Origin of the sequence: Mesorhizobium sp. M7A.F.Ca.CA.002.09.1.1, assembly GCF_003998555.1 — a bacterium.
Taxonomy (GTDB): domain Bacteria; phylum Pseudomonadota; class Alphaproteobacteria; order Rhizobiales; family Rhizobiaceae; genus Mesorhizobium; species Mesorhizobium ciceri.
On the sequence record NZ_RZRR01000590.1, the window covers coordinates 1 to 3,619 of the forward strand.

Annotated in this window: 7 protein-coding genes; 3 read left to right on the plus strand and 4 right to left on the minus strand. The window is 61.6% G+C overall.

Annotated features, from left to right (window positions below; genetic code table 11):
* A partial coding sequence (locus EN994_RS22575; RefSeq protein ID WP_127307817.1) for an anthrone oxygenase family protein occupies positions 1-400 on the plus strand: 400 nt, incomplete at its 5' end.
* 189 nt (positions 401-589) lie between these two features.
* Here EN994_RS22575 and EN994_RS22585 read toward each other — a convergent pair.
* The 3 genes from EN994_RS22585 to EN994_RS22595 form a co-directional block, all read right to left on the minus strand.
* A complete protein-coding gene (locus tag EN994_RS22585; protein ID WP_127224143.1) occupies positions 590-886 on the minus strand; it encodes a SelT/SelW/SelH family protein in 297 nt (98 codons plus the stop codon).
* 17 nt (positions 887-903) lie between these two features.
* A complete protein-coding gene (locus tag EN994_RS22590; RefSeq protein WP_013529113.1) occupies positions 904-1,653 on the minus strand; it encodes a YebC/PmpR family DNA-binding transcriptional regulator in 750 nt (249 codons plus the stop codon).
* A 213-nt stretch (positions 1,654-1,866) separates the two neighbouring features.
* Complete coding sequence (locus EN994_RS22595; protein WP_024502907.1) at positions 1,867-2,190, minus strand: helix-turn-helix domain-containing protein; 324 nt, start codon at positions 2,188-2,190, stop codon at positions 1,867-1,869.
* A gap of 52 nt (positions 2,191-2,242) precedes the next feature.
* On the opposite strand from EN994_RS22595, the gene EN994_RS22600 reads away from it, so the two are divergent.
* Positions 2,243-2,725 carry an SRPBCC domain-containing protein gene (locus tag EN994_RS22600; RefSeq protein ID WP_063169205.1) on the plus strand — a complete coding sequence of 161 codons (483 nt, stop codon included), beginning with the start codon at positions 2,243-2,245 and terminating at the stop codon, positions 2,723-2,725.
* A 45-nt stretch (positions 2,726-2,770) separates the two neighbouring features.
* The gene (locus tag EN994_RS22605; RefSeq protein WP_063169206.1) at positions 2,771-3,163 is read left to right on the plus strand and encodes a VOC family protein; all 393 of its coding nucleotides are present in this window, start codon (positions 2,771-2,773) and stop codon (positions 3,161-3,163) included.
* A gap of 38 nt (positions 3,164-3,201) precedes the next feature.
* On the opposite strand, the gene EN994_RS22610 is transcribed toward EN994_RS22605, so the two are convergent.
* The coding region (locus EN994_RS22610; RefSeq protein WP_164746080.1) for a TerC family protein at positions 3,202-3,619 on the minus strand (418 nt) is incomplete at its 5' end.

Below are 3,619 nucleotides of genomic sequence, written 5' to 3' on the forward strand. Positions count from 1 at the left end.
CTCCAGCTTCGTCATGCCGGGCCTCGCCCGCATGCCAGCCGCAAGCGGCATTGCCGCGATGAATTCCATCAACGTCACAGCGGTGACGCCGCTGTTCATGACAGCACTGTTCGGCACGGCTCTCGTCTGCATCGTTGTCGCCATCGGTGCGGTGATCGGCTGGAACCAGCCAGGCTCGCTCTGGCTGGTTGCCGGCAGCCTGCTCTATCTCATCGGCATCGTGGTGGTGACGATGATCTTCAACGTCCCGCTCAACGATGCGCTCGCCGCCCTCGATCCGGCCAGCAGCAATGGCGCAAGCCTGTGGTCGCGCTACCTCGACGAGTGGGTGATGTGGAACCATGTCCGCACCATCAGCGGCATAGCCGCGCTGGCATCCTTCTGGTTCGCCGCGCGTTGAAAAGGATGGATGGAGCCACCGATGAAGGATCAATATTCGAATATGGCCTTCGGCATGGCAATCGGAGTTGGTGTCGGTGCCGCGGTCGGCACCGCTCTGGATGACCTTCCGATGGGCGTCGCCGCGGGTATTGCGATTGGCGCCGCCTTCGGAGCGTGGCGACGCAAGTGACGGCAGCGCCGGCGGCCTCTACGCCTTTGTCTTCCGATCGGAATGACCGAGGTCGCGGTCCGGATCAATGACATCGCGGACCAGTTGCTTCAGCTTGGCCGCGTCCGGAAAACCGCCGTCGCGCTTGCGATCCCAGACAAGCACGTCATTGCAGGAAATGGTGAAGATGCCGCCGGTGCCCGGCACCAGCGTTACTTCGCCGAGGTCCGTGCCGAAGGTCGACAGCAGCTCCTGCGCCATCCAGCCGGCGCGCAACAGCCATTGGCACTGCGTGCAGTAGGTGATGCGGATGGCGGGGAGCACTCTCTCGCTCATGCCGGGCTGAGCTCCGCTCATGCCGCGCTGAGCTTGGCCATGGTCTCGTCGTCGACTTCGAAGTTGGCGTAGACGCTCTGCACGTCGTCGTCGTCCTCGAGCGTGGCGACCAGTTTCATCAGCGACTGTGCCCGCTCCTCGTCGACCGGAACGTTGTTCTGCGGCCGCCAGATCAGCTTCACCGATTCTGCCTCGCCGAGCGAGGTTTCCAGAGCCTTCGACACCTCACCGAGATTCTCGAAGGCGCAATAGATGGTGTGGCCTTCCTCGTCGGTTTCCACGTCGTCGGCGCCGGCTTCGATTGCCGCTTCCATGACCTTGTCGGCGCTGCCGGCCGATGCCGGATAATAGATCTCGCCGACGCGGTCCCACATGAAGGAAACCGAGCCCGTTTCGCCCATCGCGCCGCCGGCCTTGGTGAAGGCAGCACGCACATTGGACGCCGAGCGGTTGCGGTTGTCGGTCAGCGCCTCGACAATGACAGCGACGCCGCCCGGGCCATAGCCCTCATAGCGCACGGCTTCGTAATTCTCGGCATCGCCCATCGAGGCCTTGTTGACGGCGCGCTGGATGTTGTCCTTCGGCATCGACACCGCCTTGGCGTTCTGGATCGCCAGGCGCAAGCGCGGGTTCATCGATGGATCGGGCGTCCCGCTCTTGGCGGCGACGGTGATTTCGCGCGCCAGCTTGGAAAACATTTTAGACCGCACCGCATCCTGGCGGCCCTTGCGGTGCATGATGTTCTTGAACTGTGAATGGCCAGCCATGGCACCCCTGTCGTCTTCTCGGCTAGAGCATCGCGAAGCGAAGTGATCTGACCTCGTCTTCCGCAATGCCCGAATTCAAAATTTCAGAGCGTCCCAGGTGCACCTCTTGGAAGCACGGCGTTCTCTGTCGGAATGGCCGGCTTATAGATAAATCGGCTCAATTCGTCCAGCCGCACCGCGCATGCGGCGCAAGACGTGACCTGCTGCGGCCGCTCACGCCTCGAGGTCCGACTTCAGTCGGTCGATGATGCTGAGCGCATGGCCGGCATACTGGCTGATCCAGCGGTCGTGGATCTGCTTGATCGGCAGCGCGTTGAGATGGTTCCAGCGCTCGCGGCCGTCGCGCCGCGCAACGATCAGGTCGGCCTCCTCCAGCACCTTCAGATGCAGCATGACCGTGCAGCGATCGATATCGGGAAAGGCCTCGCACAGCATGCCGGTCGTCTTCGGCGCGTCCTTCAGCTGATCCAGCATTTCGCGCCGGCGCGGATGCGCCAGCGCCTTGAAAACATTGTCGTCTTGCGATCTGCTTGACATGTTATGTTTATATAACGTATCTTTGGACCGATCAAGGGAAGGAGCTGTGGATATGTCACTTGGATTCAGTGTTTCCGGACGCATCGGCAAGCCGGTCGCCGACGTCTTCGACGCAGTCGTCAATCCGAAGAAACTGAGCGGCTATTTCACCACGATCGGCGGCGCCAGCGCCCCGCTGGAAGCCGGCGCCGGCGTCGTCTGGTGGGGCAAGGTGCCGGTTGAGGTCGACGAAGTGGTCAAGGACCGCCGCATCGTGCTGCGCTGGGATGCCACCGATGAGGACGGCAAGCCGGCCTACAAAACCCGCATCGAGATGAACTTCGAACCGCTGGACGATGGCGGCACCTTCGTCACCATCGCCGAGAGCGGCTGGCAGGAAGGCGCGGTCGGCCTGAAGAAGTCCTACCTCAATTGCGAGGGCTGGTCGCAGATGCTGGCCTGCATGAAGGCCTATGTCGAGTACGGCATCAATTTGCGCGACGGTTACTACCGCAGCGAGATGAAAGGCGAACCCGCCAACGAGACCAATGTTTGAGCGACCCGACATCTGAGCAACCAGAAGGAAGAGGAGGCCTTTGCGATGAAGAAAGTAACGCCATTCCTGATGTTCGAGGGCAAGGCCGAAGAGGCAATGACCCTCTATTGCGAGACCATTCCCGGCAGCAGCGTCCTCGACGTCACGAATTACGGCCCCGGCGAAGACGGTCCGCAAGGAACGGTCAAACTAGCGCGGGTGTCGATCGCCGGCCTGGAAGTCATGGTCTTCAACAGCCCCGTCCACCATGCATTCACCTTCACGCCATCGGTGTCGCTGTATGTGGACTGTTCCTCCGAGGATGAACTGAACCGAATTGTCGAGACGCTGGGCAAGGATGGCGCGTTCCTGATGCCATCGGACAATTACGGCTTCAGCCGCCGTTTCGCATGGCTAAACGACAGGTTCGGGGTCTCCTGGCAGATCAATCTCGCATGACTGGTCTGTGCAAGGGCGACCACCCTGCTGCTCTTGCCTCAATGCCCGCCGCCCGGCTTCTTGCGCCGCCGCGCCAGCATGTTGAGCCCCTCGACCAATGCCGAAAAGCCCATCGCCGCATAGATGTAGCCCTTGGGCACATGGTAGCCCATGCCGTCGGCGATCAGTGTCATGCCGATCATCAAAAGGAAGCCCAGCGCCAGCATGACAATGCTCGGGTTTTTGGCGATGAAGTTGGCCAGCGGCCCGGCCGCCAGCATCATCACGCTCACCGCCACGATCACGGCGATGTACATGATGGCGATCTCGTCGGTCATGCCGACGGCGGTGATGATCGAATCGATCGAGAAGACCAGGTCGAGCAGCAGGATCTGGAAGATCGCGCCGGCGAGGCTGATCTGCAGCGTCTCGCCCATCATCGTATCCTTGTGGTCGTCGGGATCGACCGTGTGATGG